The sequence below is a fragment of the Kribbella sp. NPDC048837 genome, assembly GCF_055586945.1.
Map to the genome: position 1 here is coordinate 1,044,974 of NZ_JBVJHF010000001.1, position 22,521 is coordinate 1,067,494.

A 22,521-nucleotide genomic window follows, 5' to 3' on the forward strand; every position below is an offset into this window, starting at 1 on the left:
TCTCGCGTGCGGTTGGATGGGCGTATGAGCGAACTGCGCGATGTCGAGGTGGCGATCAGGGCAGCCGAGGCGGGGGCCGCCGTGGTCCGCGATCGGTTCGGTGGCGTGTTGGAGCACTATGCGAAGTCGGCGACGGACTTCGCCACCGAGGCGGACCTGGAGGCCGAGCGCGCGATCCTCGCGGTGATCCGAGCCGAGCGTCCCGACGACGCGGTGATCGGCGAGGAGTACGGCGCCAGTGGCGAGGCCGCTCGTACCTGGTTGGTGGACCCGCTCTGCGGCACCCTCAACTTCGCGGCCCAGAACCCGTTGTTCTCCGTGAATGTCGCGCTGCAAAGCCCGGCCGGGAACGTCGCCGCGGTCGCTCAACCACTCACGGGTGAGATCTTCTGGACCGACGGCACCACGGTCGTGATCCGCCGCGACGGTGTCGACACCCCGGCCGCTCCGTCGGCGACCTCGCTGATGGTGAACATCGACCTCGACGGACCGCGCGAGTCCCGCGGCGCCCGACTACTCACCGACGAGAAGATCCGGGAGGCCTTCGCGCTCCGCGTCTCGTCCACCACCCTCGCGCTTGCCTGGGTCGCCGTCGGGCGCCAAGCGGCGTACATCACCGACGGCAGCCTTCGCGACAGCGTTCACTTCACCGCCGGCGTCATCCTCTGCCAAGCAGCCGGCGCCACCGTCACCGACTTCCACGGCAACCCGCTCCACACCACCCCCGGTCTCCTGGCCGCCGCGGACTCCGAGACCCACCAACACCTCGTGGACCTCATCGCCCCGCATGCCTAGCGGGATTCGAGCAGAGTCTTGAGCCTGGACAGATCCTTGGTGTTGGCGCGCCGCACCGCGGCCGACACGAACGGCGCGGCCATCCCGGCCAACCCCGAGGGCTCGCCACGATTGCGCAGAGTCATCCTCGTGGCCGCACCAACGACCGGCGACCACTCATAAGTGGTCTCCATCGGGAACGACCCCTGCACGGTCCGCATCACCATCCGATGGTGCGCATTCAACTCGATGACCTCATAGGTGTAGACGAGCCGCCGCCCGAGAAACCGGGCCACGAACTCCATCCGCGCCCCGACCGCCACCGGCAATTCGTCCTGCCACCGAACCGACTCGATGTTCGCGTACCACTCCGGCGCATGCGACGGATTCGTGACATAGTCCGCCACGACCACCACCGGCCGATCAATCATCACCTCAGTCAGCACGTCAACACCCATCACCCCTCCTCCCCGTCACCTGCTTTCACCGCCATCACAACTCCAATAACAACAATGATCGACAGCGGACCGCTGCTTTTCAGTACTTCGAGCGCCACATTCGGCGTCTTCGCGAAAACGTCCGCGGGAAGATTCAGCTCAGGATCCGCCGGGTCCACGACCAGTTGAAGCTGATCGCCCATCCCAGCGCCGAAGCTGGCGCTGTCGCTGAGGTCGACGGACACCCGCCGACCATCGGGAAGCTGAGCCTCGACCGTCAGACCTTCCCCACTCCGTGACACCTCAACAATGGAAGTGATCACCACCGGAACGCTCGTCCCCGTTCGGCGCAGCGTCCGCCAGTCGTCGTAGTCGGCGACCGTCGATGCAACCATCCACGCCGTCAGCGCCAACCCGACAACAATCAGCGCCAGACCTGCCAGGAACCCCGACCCACGCGCCGGCGAGATCAGCCGCAGGAATGGACCCCTCACCCGAACATCCTTCGGTCAGCGCCAACCCGATGATCCCAAAACTCTACGCCGCCTGTTCTGTCGGTGCGGGCGGATAGGAAGGTGTCATGAGATTCGGTGTGATTCTTCCGGGTGGAACGGCGGTCGAGCAGCTCGAGCAGGCGGTGCTCGCCGAGGAAGCCGGCTGGGACGGTGTGTTCGTCTGGGAAGCGGCGTACGGCATCGACGCGTGGAGCCTGCTGTCCGCCATCGCCGCCCGAACCGAACGCATCCGCCTCGGCACCATGCTCACCCCACTGCCCTGGCGACGCCCGTGGAAGGTGGCGAGCCAGGTCGCGACCCTCGACCAGCTCTCCGCCGGCCGCGCCACCCTCGCGATCGGCGTCGGCGCCATCGAGACCGACCTCCCACGCACCGGCGAGGAGCTCGACCTCCGGACCCGAGCAGCCATGATGGACGAGGGCATCGACCTCATCCGAGAACTCTGGGCCGGCCGCTCCAGCTACCACGGCGAGCACTACACCTACGACTGCGCCCGCGACGACCTGGCCCAGGTAGGACGCCCGGTCCAGGACCACATCCCGATCTGGGTAGTCGCCGCCTGGCCGAGACCCAAGTCGATGCGCCGAGTCCTGCGCGTCGACGGCGTACTCCCCCAGTACCCGCCAGATCAGGACTCCCCCGCCGAGCTCCGCAACCTCCGCACCTGGCTGACCACCCACGGCGCCTCCCCCACCCTCGACATCATCGCCGAAGGCGAAACCCCAGCCGACAACCCAGCCGCCGCCTCCACCATCGTCCAACCCTGGTCAGACGCCGGCGCCACCTGGTGGCTAGAAACCCGCTGGCAAATGCCCCACCACTCCCCCACCCGCATGCACCAAGTCCGAACCCGCCTAACCGCCGGCCCTCCAACCATCGTCTAACCACCGACGGCGCCCGAGGGCTCGATCTCCCGCACCCCACCGACCCGGGCCCTCGGGGATCAGCCCTTCCGCACCCCTCGCGGGTGTCCTTCGGTGCCGAAGGCAACACGATTGTCGGCGCTCGCACGTAGATTCGGGCACTGCCATGGGTGTGCCCCGACGGCCGCCGGGAGGTGCCGTGAACACGGTGCGATGGAAGAGTACGACGTTCGCTGGTCACGAACTCCGGTATGCGGTGGCCGGGAGTGGGCCGGCGGTGGTGTTGCCCAAAAAGGACCGCGGGTCGTATGTCCCGTTCGAGCGACTCGCGGATCGGTACACGATGGTGCAGATCGAGCCGCTCGGGTTCGGCCGGAGCGACCGCCCTGACCCGTACCCATCACCCGGTATCCACGAGCAGATCCTCGCGATCTGCGACCGAGAGAACATTCCCGAGTTCGCCGTGTGGGGCTTCTCGCAGGGTGGTGCGATGGCGTGTGCGATCGCCCAGGCAACCCCACGGGCTCGCTTGATGGTGTGCGGTGGGTTCAACGTACTGCGCGGCTTGTCCGACGCGTGGCTCGCCCGGATGAACCGGGAGCGCCGCGTCCCGGTCGGCAGCCGTACGTTCTGGAACTACTTCCATAGCTACAACTGGCATGTCGAGCTTGGCCGGTTGGCAATACCGAAGTTGATGTACTGGGGCGGTCTCGACGCACAGCGCGTCTCACGCAAGGACCAGCACATCCTCCGTGGGCTCGGGATCCGACGTGACTGAGTTCCCCGGCCTTGACCACGGCCGCTGCGGATTCGGCGATCCTGAAAGCCCCGCGACAGACATGGTGGCGGACTGGCTGCAACGCCATGGATGGTGACCAAGCCCAACCGAGGAGCGAGTGTCGACCTGCATGCAGATCTTCTGGCTGCAACGCCGGCAAACGTGCCTGAGCTGCGTGCAGATCCCCCGGCTGCAACGCCGTCACCCTGCCTGAGCCGCCCGAGCTCCCCGAGTCCCTGAACTGCCGAGCTCCCCGAGCTGCCTGAGCTGAGCTGCCCGACCTGTCTGGGACTGACCGGGACGGACAGCACCCTGACCAGCCGCACTAGCATCACAGCATGCCTTTGCTCGTCGATCCGGCCTTACCCCAGGGAACACTGCGAGACGCCGCACAGCCTCGTCTGCAGACGAGCGACGGACTGGTACTGCGCCCGTGGCGGAGGAGCGACGCCGCCGCGGTGCGGACCGCGTTCGCCTGTCCCGACATCCAGCGCTGGCACGTACGGCGCCTCGACACCCTCGAGGAAGCAGATGAGTGGGCCGGACAATGGGCCGACCGCTGGGACACCGAGACCGCCGCAAGCTGGGCAGTCGTCGACACCGACGACCAGCCCCTCGGCCAAGTCGGACTACGCAACATCTCTCTCGCCGAAGGCTCAGCCGGCCTGTCCTACTGGGTAACCCCGGCCGCCCGCGGCCAAGCCATCGCCGCCAGATCCGCGAATGCCCTATCCACTTGGGCTTTCGACACGATCGGGTTCAACCGCCTGAACATCCAGCACTCCACCGCCAACACCGCCTCCTGCCGAGTCGCCGACCGCACCGGCTACAGACTCGAAGGCACCCTCCGCCAAGCCATCAAACACGCCGACGGCTACCACGACTGGCACCTCCACGGCCGCCTACACACCGACACCTGACCAGGCGACACACGCCAGGCTTTCCCAGCGAACCCAGGACGTGAGCGCAACCGGTCACAGTCCGTCCGCCAGCGCGTGGGCCCGTGTCCCGGTTAGAGGGCCGCCGGACACGGCCAACAACACAGCCACCGCACAGCGGCGCCCGCTGCGCGCCAGGCTTCCCAGGCGGATGTAGGTCGCGGGTGCACAGCCGAGCAAATGTCCACGGTCAGCCCGCGCAGCACGTGATCTGTGTCCACGTCCGCGCGCCGCCGGAGGCGGCCAGCAAGACAGCCGCCGCGCAGCGGTGCCCGCTGCTAACCCTCCACAGTCTGTCCGCCAGTGCGTGGGGCCGTGTCCCCGGTACGCACGCCGCCGGAGGCGGCCACAAGACAGCCACCGAGCAGCGGTGCCCGCTGCCAACCCTCCACAGTCTGTCCGCCCAGCGCTTACAGCCGTGTCCCCGGTACGCACGCCGCCAGAGACGGCCAACAACACAGCCACCGCACAGCGGCGCCCGCCGCCAACTCCCCACGGTCTGTCCGCCAGTGCGTGCGGCCGGGTCCCCGGTCCGCGCGCCGCCGGAGGCGGCCAACAACACAGCCGCCGCGTAGCGGTGTCCGGTGCCGGCTGTCCACAGTCTGTCCGCGAGCGCGTGGGGCCGTCTGTCCGCGAGCGCGTGGGGCCGTTTGTCCGCGAGCGCGTGGGTCGTGCCGTGGCGGGGCTAGGTCGGCTCGGGTGGGGTGGTGTCGGATGAGGTGGGGAGGCTTAGGAGGGCGCCGATGAGGAAGCACAGGGCGCCGAGGGCGGTGCACCAGTTGGCGGCGGCCAGGTCGAGGATCGAGCCGGTGGATGGGACGACGAACGAGGCGAGGGCCGAGATCCCGAACAGCACGCAGCCGAGCAGATTCACGGCCGCCGTCGTATACGCCCGGTCCATCCGCCTCGGGAGGAGGCCCGGTCCGGCCGTGACCCGGTACGCCAGCGCGCCGGACACCAGAAAGCATGCCGAGCCGAACACGTCGGGTGTCCAGATCAGCCGGTTCTCCTGCTGCGTCGACAGGCTGTCCTGCATGGCGGAGAAGGTGCTGAGGTTGAACAGCAGAGTGCCGACGAACTGAACCGCGGCACTCCACCACGACGGGTCACGGCCCCAGCGATGCCCGCGCCGGACGGTTCCCTCCCGCAGTTCCATGGCAGCGGCGAGGGTGAAGAAGATGGAGCCGACGAAGAAGACCACGCTGTCGGCCGCGGCACCCACCAGCTGGACGAACCCGGGGAACGGCCCGATGAAGAAACACGCCGACCCCACCGCGAACCCCACGGCGATCGAGCGGTCCCAACCCACCCGGGTGGCCGGCCTCGGAACGGACACCAGCGCGTGACCAATCACGTGCACACCACCCCCACCCGCCGACCGTAGGACAGCCCCGGGGACGCGCTCCTCCCCCGGCGCGGATGACCTCAGCTCAGTCTCAGGGTGCGTGCTGGTCTCGGACGGGGGCGGCGGCGCGTTGGGTGGTGGCCCAGCTGGAGAGGAAGTGCAGTGCTTCGGCGGCTGGGCTGTCGGGTTCGGCGGTGTAGGTGATGATCACCAGTCCGTCGCCGGCCAGTTCCATCGCTTCGCCGGTGAGTTCGAGGTCTCCGACGAGGGAGTTGTGGAGGCGTTTGGTGGCGGTGCGGTGGTACTTGACGTTGTGGCGGGCCCACCGGGTGCGGAACTCGTCGCTCCTGGTCGCCAGCTCGCCGACAAGGTCGGTAAGGGACTTGTCGTGCGGGTTGCGGCCCGCCTCGGCGCGGAGCGCGGCGACCGAGTCGTCGGCGACAGTCTCCCAGTCCAGGAAGAACTCGGGCGCGCGCTGGTCGAGGAACAGGAACTTGGCCAGGTTCAGCGGGAGCCCGTCGCGGTCGAGGATGCCGCCGTACAGGGCGAAGGCGAGGTCGTTGGCGGCGAGGATGTCGGTACGGGCGTTGCGCACGTACGCCGGCGTGGTGAGCGACTCGAGGATCCGCAGGACACCGGGGCGCACCTTCGACACCGCCGTACGGCGTGAACCGCGGACCGGGCCGGTCGAAGCGCGGGCGAGGTCGAACAGGTGGGCCCGCTCCGCGTCGTCGAGACGCAGTGCCCGGGCGAGCGAATCGAGCACCTGTTCGGAGACGCCAGCAAGGTTGCCGCGCTCCAGCCGGGTGTAGTAGTCCGCGCTGACGCCCGCGAGCAGGGCGACTTCCTCACGGCGCAGGCCGGTGACGCGGCGCTTGTCGCCGAACGTCGGCAGCCCGGCCTGCTCCGGGGTCACTTTCGCGCGCCGGCTGGTCAGGAACTCCCGTACGTCGTCCTTCGTGCTCACGGCTTCACCGTACGGGCGGGCGTCTTCGTGCTGGGAGGGTCTGCTGGTACCTGTTACACCGGGAACTCCCAGCTGTGACACAGACAGGTGTTCGCTGGTCTCATGCAGACCGTCACATTGAACAACGGCGTCACCATGCCGATCGTCGGCTTCGGGGTCTTCCAGATTCCGGAAGACGAGACCCAGGCCGCCGTCGAAGCCGCTCTCGCTGCGGGCTACCGGCACCTCGACACTGCCGCGTCGTACGGCAACGAGGAAGCGGTCGGCGCCGCGATCGCGGCCAGCGGCATCACCCGCGACGAGTTGTTCGTCACCACGAAGCTGTGGATCCAGCACGCACCGACCGGCAGCGTCGAGGACGACACCTTGCGCGCCTTCGACACCTCGCTGCGCCGGCTCGGTCTCGACCACCTCGACCTGTACTTGATTCACCAGCCGCTCGGCGACTACTACAGCGAGTGGCGGGCCATGCAGAAGCTCCACCAGGAGGGCAGGGCCCGGGCGATCGGGGTCTCCAACTTCCACCCCGACCGGCTCGTCGACCTCATCGAGCACAACGAGATCACGCCGGCGGTCAACCAGATCGAGACCCACCCGTTCCACCAGCGTGTCGCCGACCAGGAACTGATGCGCGAACACGGCGTACAGATCGAGTCCTGGGGCCCGTTCGCCGAGGGCCGCAACAACCTGTTCACCGACCCCGTCCTCACCGCGATCGCCGAGGCCCACGGCAGGTCGGTCGCCCAGGTCGTACTCCGCTGGCTCGTCCAGCGCGACGTCGTCGTCATCCCCAAGTCCGTCCGGCCCGACCGGATGGCCCAGAACCTCGACATCTTCGACTTCGTCCTCACCGACGACCAGGTCAAGCAGATCGCCACCCTGGACACCGGCAACAGCCAGTTCTTCGACCACCGTGACCCGGCCATGGTCAGCGCGCTCGGTGGGCGCAGGATCGACTGAGGCTCATGCACTCGCAGGGACGCTGCGACTCCCGCGGCCTGCCGCGCCGGCAGCTGCTCCGTCTCGCGCTGGCAGGCACAGCCGGAGCAGCACTCGGTGGCTGCAACCAGGAAGCCGGGCCCGGCGCGGAAAGACCACGCACTGACGAAGGAGGATCACCCGCGGTGCAACCGTCGACCACCGCTGCGAAGGTACTGGTCGCCTACTTCTCCCGCCCCGGCGAGAACTACGACAACGGCGGCCGCACCTGGCTGAAGACCGGCAACACCGAAGTCGTCGCGACCATGATCGCCGACCTCGTACCGTGCGACGTTCACCGGATCAAGGCCGCCGCCCCTTACTCCGACAAGTACGACGACACCGTCGCCCGCAACGTCCGCGAGCAGAACGCCGATGCACGCCCCGCGATCGCCAATCCGCTACCCGGCATCGACCAGTACGACGTAGTGCTGCTCGGCAGCCCGATCTGGAACGTGCGAGCCCCGATGATCATGACCACGTTCACCGAGAAGCTCGACTTCACCGGCAAGACCATTCATCCCTTCACCACTTACGCGATGAGCGGCCTCGGCTCGACCGAGCGCGACTACGCCCGATCCTGCCCCGGCGTCACCATCGCCGAAGGCCTCGCAGTCCGCGGCGAACAAGCCCAGCAGGCCCGACCGCAAGTCTCCGACTGGCTGCAGCGCATCGGGCTGCGATGACAACCTCCGAACGGAATCCAGAAAGGAACCCCATGACCACCTGGTTCATCACCGGCTGCTCCACCGGGCTCGGCCGAGCCTTCGCCGAGGCCGTCCTCGCCCGCGGACACAACGTTGTCGTCACCGCCCGCGACGCCGCGAAGGTGCAGGACCTGGCCGACAAGTACCCCGACACCGCGTTGGCTCTGCCGCTCGACGTGACCGACGACGATCAGGTCGCCGACGCGGTCCGGGCTGCGGAGGAGCGTTTCGGCGCCGTCGACGTACTCGTCAACAACGCCGGCTACGGCTATCGCGCAGCCGTCGAAGAAGGTGAGGACGATGCCGTCCACCAACTCTTCGACACCCACGTGTTCGGGACCGTCCGCACGATCAAGGCCGTCCTGCCCGGCATGCGCGCCCGCCGTACCGGCACGATCGTCAACCTGTCCTCCATCGGTGCACGGATCTGCCCGGAGGGCTCCGGCTACTACTCGGCCGTCAAGGCCGCGATCGAGGCGCTCACCTTGTCACTGCGCAAGGAGGTCGCGCCGCTCGGCATCACCGCCATGGTCGTCGAGCCCGGCGGGTTCCGTACCGACTTCGCGGGCCGGTCGCTGACCCAGGCCGCCGTACCGATCGCCGACTACGCCGACACCGCCGGCAAGCGCCGCAAGGACCACGACACCGGGCACGGGAAACAGCCCGGCGACCCGGCCAAGGCTGCAACCGCACTCATCCAGGCCGTCGAGTCCGACTCCCCGCCGTACATGCTGCTGCTCGGCAACGACACCTCCGACGGATTCCGTGCCGCCCTCGACGCTCTCCGCGCCGAGGCCGACGCCTGGGAATCCCTCAGCCGCAGCACCGACTTCGACGCCTGACGAAAGAGCCCACCATGCCCGAACCCACCCCGGCTCAACGAGCCATCGGCGACTTCGCCCCCAAACTCGTCGAACTCACCGACGACGTCCTGTTCGGCGACGTCTGGAAGCGCACCGAACTCTCCCCACGCGACCGCAGCCTCATCACCGTCGCCAGCCTGCTCACCTCCAGCAGCTTCGAACAACTCCCCAACCACCTACGCCTCGCCCGACACAACGGCCTCACCGAAACCGAACTCAAAGAAGCGATCATCCACCTCGCCTTCTACGCCGGCTGGCCCAAAGCCATGTCAGCCATCCAAGCCGCCAAAACCGTCTTCGCCGAGGAGCACTAGCAACCCGCCTTCCACGTCCACAGTCTGTCCGCGGAGCACGCGACCTGTGCCCACGGTCCGCACGCCGCCGGCGGCCGATGGAACTGCCGCCGCGCAGCGGTGACCGCCGCCTACCATCCACAGTCCGTCCGCCAGCACGCCGGCGCGTGTCACCGGTTCGCGCCCCGCCGAAGGCGCCCGACAGGACAGCCGCCGCGCAACGGTGACTGCCAACCCTCCACGATCTGTCCGCCAGTACGTGCGGCCGTGTCCACGGTTCGCGCGCCGCCGAAGGCGGCCGACAAGGCAGCCGCCGCGCAGCGGTGACCGCTACCAACCCTCCACAGTCCATCCGCCAGCACGCCGGCGCGCATCACCGGTTCGCGCGCCGCGGAAGGCGCCCGACAGGACAGCCGCCGCGCAGCGGTGACCGCTGCCAACCGTCCACAGTCGGTCCGCCAGCACGTCAGCGCGTGTCACCGGTTCGCGCGCCGCCGAAGGCGGCCGACATGACAGCCGCCGCGCAGCGGTGACCGCTGCCAGCTGTCCACGGTCTGTCCGCCAGCGCGTGCGGCCGTGTCCACGGTTCGCGCGCCGCCGGAGGCGGCTGATAAGGCAGCCGCCGCGCAGCGGTGACCGCTACCAACCCTCCACAGTCCGTCCGCCAGCACGTCAGCGCGTGTCACCGGTTCGCGCGCCGCCGGAGGCGGCCGATAGGACTGCCGCCGCGAAGCGGTGACCGATGCAACCGTCCACGGTCTGTCCGCCAGTGCGTGGGGCCGTGTCCACGGTTCGCGCGCCGCCGGAGGCGGCTGACGGGACTGCCGCCGCGGAGCGGTGTCCGATGTCAGCGGAAGTCTCGGGATTGGGTTCGGGTGGCTAGGGGGAGGCGTTGGAGGTGGTCGGCGGAGAGGTTGGTGACTTCGCCGGCTCGTTCGACGCGGCCGCGGATGATGAGGGCGCCGGCGTTGCGGGCTACGGCGGCGTGGCGGTGCCAGCAGCCTACGGTGATGACGATGTTGGCCATGCCGGTCTCGTCCTCGAGGTTCATGAACGTAACGCCGGAGGCGGTGGCGGGGCGCTGGCGGTGGGTGACGACGCCGGCGACGCGGACGCGGGCTCCGTTGGGGGCCTGGCGGAGCTGGGCCGCGGACAGGATGCCTTCGGCGCGGAGTTGTTCGCGGACGCGCTGCATCGGGTGACTGGTCGTGGTGATCGAGGTGGACCACAGGTCGGCCATGTCGGCTTCGATGTCGCTCATCCCGGGCAGGGTCGGTGGTGGACCGGCCGCGGTAATCCCGGCCAGCTGACCGGGCCGTTCCTCGGCGGCGCGGCCGGCTTCCCACAGCGCCTGCCGTCGGTCGAGGCCGAAGCAGTCGAAGGCTCCCGCGGTCGCGAGCGCCTCGACCTGCGCCGCGGTGATGCCGGTACGCCGGACGAGGTCGGCCATCTCGGTGAACGGTCCACCGCGCTCCCGCTCCTCGACGATCAGCTTCGCGCCCTTCTCGCCGATCGTGCGTACTTCGGACAACCCGAGCCGGACCGAGAACGCGCCGTCGCGGCGATGCAGGGTGGTGTCGTACGGCGCCTTCGGGTCGAACGGGCCGACCAGCGGCTGCGGATCCTTCAGACACAAAGGACTTCCGGTCGGCCCGCTGAGCTCCTGCCCGTCCACCAGCACCTCGAGCCCGGCGTCGACTCCGGACAGGTGCAGATGTGGTCGCCGCACCTCCACGCCGTGACGGCGGGCATCGGCGACCAGGGACTGGGGTGAGTAGAACCCCATCGGCTGGGCTCGCAGCAGCGCGGCCAGGAACGCGGCCGGGTAGTGCAGCCGCAGCCAGGTGCTGGAGTAGACCAGCAGGGCGAAGCTGATCGAGTGCGACTCGGCGAACCCGAAGTTCGCGAAGGCTTCGATCTTGGCGTAGATCTCGTCGGCCAGGTCCCCGGTGATCCCGTTGCCTGCCATCCCGGCGTACAGCTTGTCCTTCAGGGAGGAGATCTTCTCGATCCCGCGTTTGGATCCCATCGCGCGGCGGAGCAGATCGGCCTCGTCCCCGTCGATCTCGCCGACCGCCATCGCCATCTGCATCAACTGCTCCTGGAACAGCGGCACGCCCATGGTCCGCTCCAGCACCGGCCGCAGCTTCGGGTGCAGGTAGGTGACCGGCTCCTCACCGGTCCGGCGGCGGATGTACGGATGGACCGCGCCGCCTTGGATCGGGCCGGGCCGGATCAGCGCGATCTCGGTGACCAGGTCGTAGAACTTCCGTGGTTTCAGCCGTGGCAGCGTCGCCATCTGGGCCCGCGACTCGACCTGGAACACGCCCACCGAGTCCGCCCGGCACAGCTGGTCGTAGACTCCGGCCTCCTCCTTCGGGATCGTGTGCAGCAGCCAGGACTCCCCGATCCGCTCGCGGACCATCTCCATGCAGTACTGCAACGCGGCCAGCATGCCGAGCCCGAGCAGGTCGAACTTCACCAGCCCCATCCAGGCGCAGTCGTCCTTGTCCCACTGCAGGACCGTGCGGTCCTCCATCCGGGCGTGCTCGATCGGCACCACCTCCCCCACCGGGCGCTCGGTCAGCACCATCCCGCCGGAGTGGATCCCCAGGTGCCGTGGGAACTTCAGCAACTCGGTCGCCATCGTCACCACCTGCGGCGGGATGTCGTGCTCGGTCGAGGTGATCTCCGGGCTCCATCCGTCCACCTGTTTCGACCACGCGTCCTGCTGACCGACCGAATACCCCAAGGCCTTCGCCATGTCCCGTACGGCGGACTTCGGACGATAGGAGATCACGTTCGCCACCTGGGCGGCGTTGCGGCGACCGTACTTCTGGTAGACGTGCTGGATCACCTCCTCGCGCCGGTCCGAGTCGAAGTCGACGTCGATGTCCGGCTCCTCGGTCCGGGTCGAGGCGAGGAAGCGCTCGAACGGCAGGTTGTAGAGGATGCTGTCCACCGCGGTGATCCCGAGCGCGTAACAGACCGCCGAGTTCGCCGCGGATCCCCTGCCCTGGCAGAGGATTCCCTGGCCGTGCGCGAACCGGACGATGTCCTCGACGATCAGGAAGTACCCCGGGAACTCCTTCTCCTCGATGACGGCCAGCTCCCGCTCCAGCCGCTCGTACGCGTCCGGGCGCTGCTCGCGGGTCCCGTATCGCTTGGCGGCGCCCTCGAAGGTCAGATGCCGCAGCCACGACATCGGGTCGTGCCCGTCGGGTACGTCGCGCAACGGCAGCTTCGGCTTCGCCCGGGCCAGGTCGAAGGCCAGCTGGTCGGCCAGGGTCACCGACCGCGCCACGGCCCCGTCGTACCGGTGGAAGCGGGCGGCCATCTCCTCTCCCGAGCGCAGGAACGCCATCCCGCTCGGCGGCAGCCAGCCGTCCATCGTGTCCAGGTCCCGCCGGGCCCGGACGGCGGCCAGCGCGGCGGCCAGCTTGTGCCGCGCCGGGGTGGCGTAGTGAACGTTGTTCGTGGCAACTATCGGGAGGCGGCGGTCGGCGGCCAGGCCGGCCAGGATCCGGTTCCGGCTGGTGTCCGCGGGCAGGTGATGGTCGATCAGCTCGACCACTACCCGGTCCCGGCCGAACAACCCGGTCAGCCGGTCCAGCTCACGCCCCGCCGCGGCCGGCCCGTCGGCGTGCCCACCGAGCTCCAGCGCCTGCCGGACCAGCCCCTTCCGGCACCCGGTCAGGATCAGCCAGTGATCCCGGCCGGCCGCCGCCAGCTCCTCCAGGTCGTAGACCGGTTTGCCCTTCTCGCCGCCGGCCAGCTGCGCCTCGGTGATCGCGCCGGCCAGCTTGTGATACCCCTCCTGCCCCTCCGCCAGCACCAGCAGGTGGCTGCCCTCGGGGTCGGCCACGCCGTTCTGCGGGCCGGTCAGCCCGAGCGACAGCTCCGCCCCGAACACCGTGGGCAACGAGTACGCCGCCGCGGCCTCGGCGAACCGGGCCGCGCCGTAGAACCCGTCGTGATCGGTCAGCGCCAGCGCGTGCAGACCCTGCCGGACCGCGGTCTCGACCAGGTCCTCAGGCTGGGAGGCGCCGTCCAGGAAAGAGAAATTCGAATGCACGTGCAGCTCCGCGTAGGGCACCACGTGCTCCGGGCGGACGGCGACGGCCTTCGAAGGCACATACGGACCGCGGTGCTGCGACCACGCCGGGCTGTCGCCGCCGTCGGCCGTCACCGGCCGGTCGCCGTGACTGCCCGGCCGGGACCGGTCCGACAGCTTCCGCTCCAGCTCCGACCACTTGATCGGCGGATTGTTGTAGCCCATCGCACACACCTCCCGTCGACATCAAGACTAGAACATGTGTTCGAAGAAGCGGTAATCTGAAAACATGCTTGGTCGGTTCACGGTGCGCCCGTCCGACGACGGATCGAACAGATTCGGCGTCTGGGACGGAGCGGTCAACGGGTGGCGTGCGATCGGTATCGACGACGAAACGGAGGCCTACCGGGTAGCCAGCGATCTCGACGTGCAGTACGACGCTCACGGTCCGCGACCGGCCGACGCCGTCCGCAAGATCGACCCCGCCCAGCCGGTCCAGCGGGCGGAGTGGACCACCGGCGAGCTCGACGTCTGGATCCGCGACAACGGCGAGTGGCTCGGCCGCTTCTGCGACAAGGACGGCCGCGTCTCCTGGATCCCCGGCTCGGACCTCAGACCGCTCTAGGTAAACAAGCCCCGCACATGCACGGGCGGTGCACGTCGGCCCGGCAACCTCACGCAACCGCCTCCCCCGGGACCACGGTGCAGTCGGCGAAGCGCGGTGGCGCGCAACCGTGGGTGGGTGGGAGCGCGCATGGCAGGCGCGACGTAGGAGCGACTGCTGTCGCACGCGTGGGAAGGAACTACTTGACGTAGCCGATCGGGACGAGGGCGGGGGGCTCGGCGAGGGGTTCGGAGGTGTAGTGGGAGCGGATGCCGCTGATGTAGTGGCGGCAGCGGGGGGTGAGGCCTTCGCGGGTCTGCATGCGGCCCTTGGTGACCAGGATGCCGAGGTCGGCGCCTTTAAAGCGGTAGTCGCCGGGGCCGTAGACGCGCAGGAAGAACGCCTCGTCCTCGTGCGTCACGTCGTGCCAGTCGTTGCTCACGCCAACGAACTCGAGCCGGCCGTCCTCGTCCAGGTGCCAGGTCCCGGTCCGCGGTGCGGCCAGGATCCGCTCGACCTCGTCGGCCGGCTCCTTCATGATCAGCTGGGCCCAGACGTCGACCGCGGCCAGCTCGCGCCAGCGCTCGTTGATCTCGGTCACGTCGACCACATAGTCGGCGTCCATGAACTCGAGCAGGTGGAACAGGAACAGCGGTACGTCGGCGTACGCCCCGGCGGTCACGTTCGTCATCGACGAGGCACCGGAGATCCGCGGGTTCAGCTCCCCGAGATACACCTCGTCGGTCGCCAGGTCGACGAGGACGTCGATCTCGAGGAAGCCCAGGTACCCCTCGCGGGCGAGCCGGTCGCCGAGCCGTTGCACGTGGTCGATCGCGAGCGCCCGCTGCACCGGCGTCAGCGCCTCCGGGAAGAGGTCGTTCCCGCACCAGCCGCCCTTGTACGGCGTGAGCTCGGGATAGCCGGTCAGATCCGTCATGAACGGCCCGACGATGGTGCCGTGCCGGGTGATGCAGGCCTCGACCGCGGCGGCCTTGTTGTCGATCCGCTTCATCACCTTGAGCTGCTCGCCGACGATGTCCTCGGTGTACTTCTCCCAGTCCTTCTTCCCGGTGATGAAGAACGTGGTCTTACCCGAGTCGCCGTACGGTGTCTGCACCACCAGGTCGCGCCCGAGCTCATGCGAGGCGGCGAGCTCCTTGAGCTCCTTCCAGGACGAGGCGGTGCCGATCACGTTGGGCACCGACGGCGCGCCGGCTTCTTCGCCGAGCCGGGTGGTGACGATCTTCGAGTCGAGCCGGCGGCGCAGCTCGTCCGAGGGCATGATCAGCCGGTAGCCGAGCTCCCGGCAGATCTCCTCGGTCTCCTCGTCGAAGAACACCATCACGATCATCGGCGTCCCGCCGCGCTTGCGCAGATGCGCCTGCACCTCGGGGTCGCGGAGCAGGTAATTGTTGATCTGCTCGCTGGACTCGAACTCGACGTACGGCTGGTCCTTCGGCGCGAACACCCGCGGGTGGGCGCCGTCCCAGGAGTCGTAGTAGACGACGTACTGGAAGTTGCGCACCCAGCGGTCGATGCCGAGCAGGTTGAACGCGGTCGGCCCGAAGAAGTAGATCGGCTGGGTGTTGGTCCGGAAGAACGTGCGGATCTCGGCGATACCGTTCAGCTTCTGGTTCATCGCCCCACCCCTCCCCTGGTCCCATTTCACAGTAGGGCCGCGCAGCCGTTCTGTCATGGTCCTGGATGCTTCGCGGAGGTACGGTGCGACGGTGCGCGACGACGTTCTCGACGACTTCCTCCGCGCCGATCGCGAGCGAGGTCTGGGCGTGTACGGGGTTCACCTGTACCGCGAGGGCGAACCGCCGATCGAGCGCCGGGTCCGATCCGACGACCGGGTGAACCTCTACTCGGTCGCGAAGACGTTCACCTCGGTCGCGGTCGGCCTCGCGGAGGCCGAGGGACGTCTCACGCTCGACGACCGCCTCCTCGACCATTTCCCCGAGCTCCGGCCCGTGGCCGCGGACGGGGTCGAGAACCTCACGGTGCGCCAGTTGATGACGATGACCAGCGGGACGAGCCACGAGTGGTTCGCCGACGAGCGTATCGAGGCGCCGGACCTGCTCCAGGAGATCGTTGCCGCGCCGCTCGACGCCGTGCCCGGGAGCCGGTTCGCCTACACCGGTTCGGGCGTGTACGCCGTCGGCCGACTCGTCGAGCGCGTGACCGGATCCGACGTACGCGCGTATCTCCTGCCACGCCTGTTCGCACCGCTGGACCTGCACAACCCGCCGTGGCACACCTGTCCCCGCGGTTACCCGTTCGCCGAGAGCGATCTCTTCCTTCGCACCGAGGAGCTCGCCCGCTTCGCCCGGTTGCTGCTGCAGGAGGGCGAATGGGAAGGCGCACAGCTCCTGCCGGCGACCTACGTCCAGCGGATGCCCGCCGAGCGCGTCGACACCAGCGCTCTCGACTGGGGCGAGCGGTTCACGCTCGGCTACGGGCTGGGTGTCTGGATCGATCGAGCCGGTGTCTACCGGATGGACGGCCGCTACGGCCAATACGCGCTCATCAGCCCCGGGACACGGACCACCGTCACGGTCACCGCACACTCGGAACTGGAGGCGGAGCTACTCGACGCGATTCACGAATTGATCCTCGACCGGCTGGGGTGAGTCAGATGATCGAGTTGCGCGGCAGCGGGGTCAGGGCGTCGAAGGCGCGCAGGGTGTCCTGCAGATGGGTTGGGTGCTGGGGGTCGGGCCAGTTGGAGAGTTTGACGCAGATCGTGCGGGTGCGGGGACAGACGTAGAGCATCTGGCCGTGGATTCCCAAGCAGAGCAGGACATTGCCGTGGGCGGAGGGGCGGAACCAGAACTGCTGGCGGTACCAGCCGCCGGGGAAGGACACCTCGGCCGGTGACGCGAGGAACTCCTTGCGGGCCTGCGCGTCGACCGCCCATGCCCGGCGCAACCACTTCGGCTGCGCGGCCAGCAGCAGTCCGAAGCGCAGCAGGTCGAGGGCCGTCACCGCGAGACCACCGTCGTGAACGGCGGTCCCGGACACGTCGGTCAGGAGCTCGGCATCGTGCTCCGCGCCCAGTGGTGCCCACACCAGCGACGACACCAGCTCGGCCATCGGAGCGTTCCCCGCGCGCTCGCACACCCACCCGAGGACGTCGGTCTCCGCCGACCGATACAGGAAGCGGCTCCCATGTGGTACTTCCTCTCGCAATGCCGTCAGGAAGTCGTACAGGCGATGCTTGTCCGCCAGCCACTGGTCCAGCCGCCGGACATCGGATCGCGGGTTCGTGTAGTCCTCCTCGAAGTGCACCCCACTGCGCATATCGAGCACATCCCGCACGGTTGCACCGTTGTAACCGCTTCCGGCCAACTCCCCCACGTAGTGGGTGACAGGCAGCCCGAGATCGAGTACGCCGCGGTCGGCCAGGATCCCGGCGATACAGCCGACGACCGACTTGGTGATCGAGAACACCGCCTGCGGCTGATCCACCACCCCACCCGCGGCCACCACCGCCCCGTTCCGCGCGATCACGAACGCATCGGTGTGCGTGTCCGCCAGTACGTCGGCCACGGTCGCCCGCGTGCCGTCGTACCGGGTGACCGGGATCGCGAGCACATCGGCCGGCCGCGACGGGAGCACCCGGACCGGGCCGTCCCCGCGGGAGACACGCTGGGTCGGCAGTGTGCCCGGCCAGAGCATGATGCGATGGTAGTCGCATGGGTGCCACCGACGACCGGATGACCGGCTTCCCGCCGTCGGACGAGACTCTCGTCGACCTGGCCGGCTGGCAGGAACCGCCGAACGTGCGCTGGGCCTTCCGGCACATGCGCGAACTGATGCCGACGCACGCCATCCCGGCCGATCCGGACCGCGTCCGTACGCTGACCACCGCCCTCGATCCGACGGTCGAGGCCACCCCGGTCCGCCGCCTCGACGGATCGACCACGCGCGCGGGCGGAGTGTTCGCCGATACCTGGACCGACGCGCTGATCGTGCTCCACGACGGCCGCGTCGTCGAGGAGCAGTATCTGGCCGGCATGACTCCGCACACGCCGCATCTGCTGATGTCGGTGAGCAAGTCGATCGTCGGCTGTGTCGCCGGGATCCTCGCCGACCGCGGCGTACTCGACGTCGAGGCGGAGGTGACGGACTACGTCCCGGAGGTCGCGACCAGCGGGTACGCCGGTGCCACCGTGCGCCATCTCCTCGACATGCGGACCGGTGTGGCGTTCAGCGAGACCTACCAGGCCGCCGACTCCGAGGTCCGGGTGATGGAGCGGTCGATGGGCTGGCGGCCGAGTCTGGACGGCGATCCGGTCGGCATGTACCGCTACCTGACCACGCTCGGTACGGCGGCCGACCACGGCGGGTCGTTCACGTACCGATCGGCCGACACCGACCTGCTCGGCTGGGTCTGTGAGCGCGCGGCCGGGACCCGGATGGCGGATCTCGTGTCGAGCCTGATCTGGATCCCGATGGGCGCCGAGCAGGACGCCGACATCACCTGCGACCCGGTCGGCTCCGCGGTCCACGACGGCGGGATCTCCGCGATCGCCCGGGATCTGGCCCGGTTCGGGCAGCTGCTGCTCGACGACGGCGGCAAGGTCGTGCCGGCCAAGTGGCTCACGGACGCGTGGCAGCCGCCTGCCGACGTCCGGGAGGCGTTCGCGGGCACCGACAACGAGCCCATCCTTCCGGGCGGGTGGTACCGCAACCAGTTCTGGTTCGTGCCGAACCATCGCGGCACAGCCCTTGTCTGCTTGGGGATTCACGGCCAGATGGTCTACGTCCACCGCGAGACCCGGACCGTCGGCGTGAAGCTGTCGAGCTGGCCGGACCCGCAGAACGCGACGTACCTGATCGACACCCTGCGGACCTTCGCGGCGATCGGCGCGCGTCTGGACGCTTGAGGGCCGGGCTGCGAAACTCCGGGGATGAGCCGCTACGGCCAGCAGTTCGGCCCGGACTTCACCTTCCTCGGGGTCCCGGTCTGTGATCTGGACGATCCGGCGTCGTACGCGGACGCGCAGGTGGTCATCCTGGGGGCGCCGTTCGACGGCGGGACCTCGCACCGGCCGGGGGCCCGGTTCGGGCCGATGGCGATCCGGATGCGGGACTACCTCGGCCACGACGGCTCGCGGCCGAGCCTGGCGCTGCGCACCGACGGTCTGGTCGACCTGAACGTGGTCGACGCCGGCGACGTGGAGATGTACTCCGGTGACATCGAGGTCGCGCTGCCCGCGCTCGAGGCCGCGGTCGAGAAGGTGACCCGCACGGGGGCGATCCCGATCGTGCTCGGCGGTGACCACTCGATCGCGTTCCCGGACGCGAAGGGCGTCGCGAACGTGCTCGGCCACGGCCGGGTGTCGATGATCCACTTCGACGCGCACGCGGACACCGGGGACATCGAGTTCGGCTCGCTGTGGGGGCATGGGCAGCCGATGCGCCGGCTGATCGAGTCCGGCGCGCTGCGCGGCGACCGCTTCCTGCAGATCGGTCTGCGGGGGTACTGGCCGCCGCCGGACACGCTGGACTGGATGGCCCTGCAGAACATGCGGTCCTACGAGATGACCGAGATCGTGCACCGCGGCCTGGAGGAGTGCCTGACCGAGGCGTTCGCGATCGCCACCGACGAGTGCGACGCGGTCTTCCTGTCCGTCGACATCGACGTCTGCGATCCCGGCCACGCCCCCGGGACCGGGACCCCGGAGCCCGGTGGACTGACGGCCCGTCAACTGCTGGACGCCGTACGCCGGATCTGTCTCGAGCTGCCCGTGGCCGGGATGGATGTCGTCGAGGTGAGCCCGCCGTACGACCACGCCGACATCACCGCGGCGCTGGCCAACCGGGTGGTGCTGGAGGCTGTGTCCGCGATCGCGCGGAAACGCCAGGACGAACGGGACGGGACCCGGTGGGATCCGACGCAGCCTTTGTTAAGTGACCGACCAAAGCCGAACTGACCTGTTCCCAGCGCGGTTGCCGAGTGCCACACTCCGAGAGAAGGGTGGAGGTGGCGGGGACGGTCGGGCACCTCCGTCGAGGGGAGGCACCATGGCGATGACGGCACGGCAGTTGTTCCGCCGCAAGCCGGTTCCGGAGATGGCGCAGGAGACCGGGACCGACAGCGGGCAGAGCGAACTGGTCCGCTCGATCGGACTGTTCCAGCTCTCCATGTTCGGTATCGGCGCCACCATCGGTACCGGTATCTTCTTCGTTCTCGCGCAGGCCGTGCCGGTCGCGGGTCCCGCGGTGATCTGGTCGTTCGTGATCGCGGGCGCGGTGGCCGGACTGACCGCGATCTGCTACGCCGAGCTGGCGAGTGCGGTCCCCGTCTCGGGTTCGTCGTACTCGTACGCCTACGCGACCCTCGGTGAGCTGCCGGCCATCGGCGTGGCCGCCTGCCTGCTGCTGGAGTACGGCGTGTCCGCGGCCGCCGTCGCGGTCGGCTGGTCGCAGTACCTGAACGAGTTGTTCGACAACCTCTTCGGCTTCCAGATCCCCGACAGCCTGTCGCAGGCGCCCGAGCAGGGCGGCGTGTTCAACCTGCCCGCGGTCATCCTGGTCACGCTCTGCACGCTGCTGCTGATCCGCGGCGCGAGCGAGTCGGCCAAGACCAACGCCGTGATGGTGTGCATCAAGATCGGCGTCCTGCTGCTGTTCATCATCCTCGGGCTGCAGGGCTGGGACTCCGACAACCTGTCGAACTTCGCGCCGTTCGGTCTGAGCGGGATCACCTCCGCGGCCGGCATCATCTTCTTCTCCTACATCGGTCTGGACGCCGTCTCGACCGCCGGTGAGGAAGTCAAGAACCCGCGGCGGACGATGCCGCTGGCGATCCTGATCGCCCTCGTCACCGTCACCGGGCTCTACATCCTGGTCACGCTGGTCGCGGTGGCCGCGCAGCCGTCCGGGGAGTTCGAGAACCAGGAGGCCGGGCTGTCCGCGATCCTGGAGAAGGTGACCGGGTCGTCCTGGCCGGCCACCGTGCTCGCCGCCGGCGCGGTGATCTCGATCTTCAGCGTCACGCTGATCGTCATCTACGGCCAGACCCGCATCCTGTTCGCGATGGCCCGCGACGGGATGATCCCGGAGCTGTTCCACAAGGTGAACCCGCGGACCCACACACCGGTGCCGAACACGATCATCGTCGCCGTGCTGATCGCCCTGCTGGCCGGGTTGATCCCGATCAACTTCCTCGCCGAGATGACGAGTATCGGCACGCTGGTCGCATTCCTGGTGGTCTCGATCGGCGTGATGGTGTTGCGCCGTACCCATCCGGAGCTGCCGCGCGGCTTCAAGGTGCCCGGCTATCCGGTCACGCCGATCCTGTCGATCCTCGGCTGTCTGTGGATCATCAAGGACCTGCGGGCCGTGACGATCTATGTGTTCCTGATCTGGGTCGCGGTCGCACTGGCCTGGTACTTCTTCTACGGCTTCAAGCACTCGCACCTCGGCCGGCACGAGCACGTGGGGCTGATCCACGACGAGGACGGACCGCAGCCATGACGATGATCGTCGGCTACGCCTCCGACGAGCGGGGGAAGGCGGCCCTGCACCTGGCGGCCATGCTGGCCCGGTCCGCGGGCGACGATCTGATCGTGTGTACGGTCGTCCCCGCGCCGTGGATCCCCGGCATGGCCCGGGTGGACGCGGAGTACCGCGAATTCCTTGCCCAGGAAGCCGATCAGGCGCTCGAGCGGGCCAGGTCCTTCCTACCCGGCGACGTGCCCACGGCGTTCGTCCGGCACAGCGCCCGCTCGGCGCCGGCGGGCCTGCTGGAGATGGCCGACCTGCACGACGCCCGGCTGATCGTGCTCGGTTCCTCCTCCGCCGGAGTGTTCGGGCACATCGCGCTGGGCAGCGTCACGGACCGGCTGCTGCACAGCTCGCATGTCTCGCTCGCCCTTGCTACCCGAGGATTCCGGTGTCCTCCGGACGCCAAGGCCGTCCGGGTGACGGCGGCGTTCGGCGGGACGCACAGCGCCGAGGACCTGGTGCTGGCCGGGGCGACCGTCGCGGCCGACGTGGGCGCGTCGTTGCGGATCGCAACCTTCGCGGTGTGGAGCCGCCCGGCGTACACGACGCAGCTCGGGACCGACTCCGAGGACCTGGTCATGCAGGAATGGCGGGCGGAGCTGGACAAGACCGTGACCGCCACGCTCGCACAGGTGAAGCAGCTGCCCGACGGACCGGGACAGGTCGAGACGGTGATCGGTTCCGGATCCAGCTGGGTGGAGGCGATCGAGGAGATCGGCTGGCAGCCGGGTGACGTCCTGCTGGTCGGGTCGAGTGAGCTCGGGCCGGTCGCGCGGGTGTTCCTCGGCTCCCGGGCGACGAAGATCCTGCGGCACTCCCCCGTCCCGGTCGTCGTCGTACCGCGCGGCCGCGCCGAGGAACTCGCCGAACGAGCAGCAGCGGATTGA

General features: G+C 68.9%; 21 protein-coding genes. 14 read left to right on the top strand and 7 right to left on the bottom strand.

The window, feature by feature from the left end; all coding sequences use genetic code 11:
• The first annotated feature begins 24 nt into the window (after positions 1-24).
• Positions 25-795 carry an inositol monophosphatase family protein gene (locus tag ACZ6O0_RS04850; protein WP_465763476.1) on the top strand — a complete coding sequence of 257 codons (771 nt, stop codon included), beginning with the start codon at positions 25-27 and terminating at the stop codon, positions 793-795.
• Here ACZ6O0_RS04850 and ACZ6O0_RS04855 read toward each other — a convergent pair.
• Complete coding sequence (locus ACZ6O0_RS04855; protein WP_465763477.1) at positions 792-1,232, bottom strand: SRPBCC family protein; 441 nt, start codon at positions 1,230-1,232, stop codon at positions 792-794. The two genes, ACZ6O0_RS04850 and ACZ6O0_RS04855, sit on opposite strands and share 4 nt — an antisense overlap.
• Positions 1,232-1,705: a DUF3592 domain-containing protein gene (locus ACZ6O0_RS04860; RefSeq protein WP_465763478.1), complete on the bottom strand. Its 474-nt coding sequence runs from the start codon at positions 1,703-1,705 to the stop codon at positions 1,232-1,234. Before ACZ6O0_RS04860 ends, ACZ6O0_RS04855 begins: the two co-directional genes overlap by 1 nt.
• An 86-nt stretch (positions 1,706-1,791) precedes the next feature.
• Here ACZ6O0_RS04860 and ACZ6O0_RS04865 point away from each other — a divergent pair, with 86 nt between their 5' ends.
• The 3 genes from ACZ6O0_RS04865 (at position 1,792) to ACZ6O0_RS04875 (ending at position 4,287) form a co-directional block, all read left to right on the top strand.
• The gene (locus tag ACZ6O0_RS04865; RefSeq protein WP_465763479.1) at positions 1,792-2,610 is read left to right on the top strand and encodes an LLM class flavin-dependent oxidoreductase; all 819 of its coding nucleotides are present in this window, start codon (positions 1,792-1,794) and stop codon (positions 2,608-2,610) included.
• Between the two features lie 178 nt (positions 2,611-2,788).
• Positions 2,789-3,367, top strand: coding sequence for an alpha/beta fold hydrolase (locus tag ACZ6O0_RS04870; RefSeq protein WP_465763480.1), 579 nt, complete (start codon positions 2,789-2,791; stop codon positions 3,365-3,367).
• Positions 3,368-3,705: 338 nt separating this feature from the next.
• Entirely contained in the window at positions 3,706-4,287 is a 582-nt protein-coding gene (locus ACZ6O0_RS04875) for a GNAT family N-acetyltransferase (protein ID WP_465763481.1), read from the top strand.
• Between the two features lie 703 nt (positions 4,288-4,990).
• Here the strand turns inward: ACZ6O0_RS04875 and ACZ6O0_RS04880 are convergent.
• Together ACZ6O0_RS04880 and ACZ6O0_RS04885 are read right to left on the bottom strand one after the other, a co-directional pair.
• Positions 4,991-5,659 (bottom strand): hypothetical protein, encoded by a 669-nt coding sequence (locus tag ACZ6O0_RS04880; RefSeq protein ID WP_465763482.1) that lies wholly within the window; start codon positions 5,657-5,659, stop codon positions 4,991-4,993.
• An 82-nt stretch (positions 5,660-5,741) separates the two neighbouring features.
• Positions 5,742-6,617, bottom strand: a complete 876-nt coding sequence (locus ACZ6O0_RS04885) for a helix-turn-helix transcriptional regulator (RefSeq protein ID WP_465763483.1) — start codon at positions 6,615-6,617, stop codon at positions 5,742-5,744.
• Between the two features lie 102 nt (positions 6,618-6,719).
• Between ACZ6O0_RS04885 and ACZ6O0_RS04890 the strand changes: the two genes are divergently transcribed.
• From ACZ6O0_RS04890 to ACZ6O0_RS04905, 4 genes are all read left to right on the top strand, one after another.
• Positions 6,720-7,577, top strand: a complete 858-nt coding sequence (locus ACZ6O0_RS04890) for an aldo/keto reductase (RefSeq protein WP_465763484.1) — start codon at positions 6,720-6,722, stop codon at positions 7,575-7,577.
• A gap of 164 nt (positions 7,578-7,741) precedes the next feature.
• The gene (locus tag ACZ6O0_RS04895; RefSeq protein ID WP_465763485.1) at positions 7,742-8,281 is read left to right on the top strand and encodes a flavodoxin; all 540 of its coding nucleotides are present in this window, start codon (positions 7,742-7,744) and stop codon (positions 8,279-8,281) included.
• Positions 8,282-8,313: 32 nt separating this feature from the next.
• Positions 8,314-9,144: an oxidoreductase gene (locus tag ACZ6O0_RS04900; RefSeq protein WP_465763486.1), complete on the top strand. Its 831-nt coding sequence runs from the start codon at positions 8,314-8,316 to the stop codon at positions 9,142-9,144.
• A 14-nt stretch (positions 9,145-9,158) separates the two neighbouring features.
• A complete protein-coding gene (locus ACZ6O0_RS04905; RefSeq protein ID WP_465763487.1) occupies positions 9,159-9,479 on the top strand; it encodes a carboxymuconolactone decarboxylase family protein in 321 nt (106 codons plus the stop codon).
• Positions 9,480-10,305: 826 nt separating this feature from the next.
• Here ACZ6O0_RS04905 and ACZ6O0_RS04910 read toward each other — a convergent pair.
• Positions 10,306-13,737 (bottom strand): error-prone DNA polymerase, encoded by a 3,432-nt coding sequence (locus tag ACZ6O0_RS04910; RefSeq protein ID WP_465763488.1) that lies wholly within the window; start codon positions 13,735-13,737, stop codon positions 10,306-10,308.
• 64 nt (positions 13,738-13,801) lie between these two features.
• On the opposite strand from ACZ6O0_RS04910, the gene ACZ6O0_RS04915 reads away from it, so the two are divergent.
• The gene (locus ACZ6O0_RS04915; protein ID WP_465763489.1) at positions 13,802-14,137 is read left to right on the top strand and encodes a hypothetical protein; all 336 of its coding nucleotides are present in this window, start codon (positions 13,802-13,804) and stop codon (positions 14,135-14,137) included.
• 178 nt (positions 14,138-14,315) lie between these two features.
• On the opposite strand, the gene ACZ6O0_RS04920 is transcribed toward ACZ6O0_RS04915, so the two are convergent.
• A complete protein-coding gene (locus ACZ6O0_RS04920; protein WP_465763490.1) occupies positions 14,316-15,755 on the bottom strand; it encodes a biotin carboxylase in 1,440 nt (479 codons plus the stop codon).
• Between the two features lie 91 nt (positions 15,756-15,846).
• Between ACZ6O0_RS04920 and ACZ6O0_RS04925 the strand changes: the two genes are divergently transcribed.
• Positions 15,847-16,749 (top strand): serine hydrolase domain-containing protein, encoded by a 903-nt coding sequence (locus tag ACZ6O0_RS04925; protein WP_465763491.1) that lies wholly within the window; start codon positions 15,847-15,849, stop codon positions 16,747-16,749.
• A 1-nt stretch (position 16,750) separates the two neighbouring features.
• On the opposite strand, the gene ACZ6O0_RS04930 is transcribed toward ACZ6O0_RS04925, so the two are convergent.
• A complete protein-coding gene (locus ACZ6O0_RS04930) occupies positions 16,751-17,797 on the bottom strand; it encodes a serine hydrolase domain-containing protein (protein WP_465763492.1) in 1,047 nt (348 codons plus the stop codon).
• Between the two features lie 17 nt (positions 17,798-17,814).
• On the opposite strand from ACZ6O0_RS04930, the gene ACZ6O0_RS04935 reads away from it, so the two are divergent.
• From ACZ6O0_RS04935 to ACZ6O0_RS04950, 4 genes are all read left to right on the top strand, one after another.
• Positions 17,815-19,008 carry a serine hydrolase domain-containing protein gene (locus ACZ6O0_RS04935; protein ID WP_465763493.1) on the top strand — a complete coding sequence of 398 codons (1,194 nt, stop codon included), beginning with the start codon at positions 17,815-17,817 and terminating at the stop codon, positions 19,006-19,008.
• A gap of 24 nt (positions 19,009-19,032) precedes the next feature.
• Complete coding sequence (gene speB / locus ACZ6O0_RS04940) at positions 19,033-20,058, top strand: agmatinase (protein WP_465763494.1); 1,026 nt, start codon at positions 19,033-19,035, stop codon at positions 20,056-20,058.
• A gap of 91 nt (positions 20,059-20,149) precedes the next feature.
• Positions 20,150-21,604 carry an amino acid permease gene (locus tag ACZ6O0_RS04945; protein ID WP_465763495.1) on the top strand — a complete coding sequence of 485 codons (1,455 nt, stop codon included), beginning with the start codon at positions 20,150-20,152 and terminating at the stop codon, positions 21,602-21,604.
• The gene (locus tag ACZ6O0_RS04950; protein WP_465763496.1) at positions 21,601-22,521 is read left to right on the top strand and encodes a universal stress protein; all 921 of its coding nucleotides are present in this window, start codon (positions 21,601-21,603) and stop codon (positions 22,519-22,521) included. Before ACZ6O0_RS04945 ends, ACZ6O0_RS04950 begins: the two co-directional genes overlap by 4 nt.